General features: G+C 42.9%; 2 protein-coding genes. Both read left to right on the top strand.

Features of this window, described 5'->3' with window-relative positions:
* Window positions 1-85: 85 nt before the first annotated feature.
* Window positions 86-223: a hypothetical protein gene (locus ABD915_RS10085; RefSeq protein WP_345117837.1), complete on the top strand. Its 138-nt coding sequence runs from the start codon at window positions 86-88 to the stop codon at window positions 221-223.
* A complete protein-coding gene (locus ABD915_RS10080; RefSeq protein ID WP_345117835.1) occupies window positions 207-605 on the top strand; it encodes a hypothetical protein in 399 nt (132 codons plus the stop codon). The genes ABD915_RS10085 and ABD915_RS10080 overlap by 17 nt, the downstream gene beginning before the upstream one ends.
* Window positions 606-651 lie beyond the last annotated feature (46 nt).

Below are 651 nucleotides of genomic sequence, written 5' to 3'. Positions count from 1 at the left end.
CGCGGGAATGCTGCTTGAGCTTTAGGCTCTGCGTGTTAGCGCATTTGCCATGTATTTAGATACCATAAGATAAAAAGGTTTATCAATGTCTAAAGATCAATACAAAATAGACAAGAAAGATTGCACAGTGTTGCCTCATCAAGCAGCCGATTGGATGGGTTGTTTTTTAGGTTTTTGTGGTCAAGTTTTCTTTATCGGAGGTGGTTATGGTTGCGGCTTATAATTTATGGACGCCCGAGGCAAAAAGAGAAATTTTTAATCCGTATTCGGAAGCCGAACGATTACAAATGATGCTTTCCTGTTCTTTAAAAGCCGTGAGTGGTGGATTTCGGCATGTACCAATCCGGTATATTATTGACCCCCCGCATGGCTTATTTGATGCGGCATTAGCACGACAGATTGCTATTCATATTTTGCATTATCAGTTTGAGGTTCCACGGCGGCGTATTGTTGCCATGCAAACACGCAAGCAAACTGCTATTTTCCTTGCTTTGCAAGTCATTAATCGGCGTTTGGAAGAACCTGTCTTTGCTAGAGCCTATCGAAGATGGGCGGGGCGTGCGATGGATTTGTTTTTACGAGAAATGGACAAGGCGGTTGGATAATGGCACGGTTTCAAGAGATTGCTTTAGATTTGATTGTTGTACCGGA

This window comes from Bartonella jaculi (assembly GCF_039543045.1).
GTDB classification, from domain to species: domain Bacteria; phylum Pseudomonadota; class Alphaproteobacteria; order Rhizobiales; family Rhizobiaceae; genus Bartonella; species Bartonella jaculi.
Note: the sequence above shows the minus strand (reverse complement) of the source record. Positions and strands in the feature narration are given on the sequence as shown.

Excerpts from the sequence above, each read along its gene's own strand:
- ABD915_RS10085 (WP_345117837.1), top strand. The coding sequence starts at position 86 with ATGTCTAAAGATCAATACAAAATAGACAAGAAAGATTGCACAGTGTTG.
- ABD915_RS10080 (WP_345117835.1), top strand. The coding sequence starts at position 207 with ATGGTTGCGGCTTATAATTTATGGACGCCCGAGGCAAAAAGAGAAATT.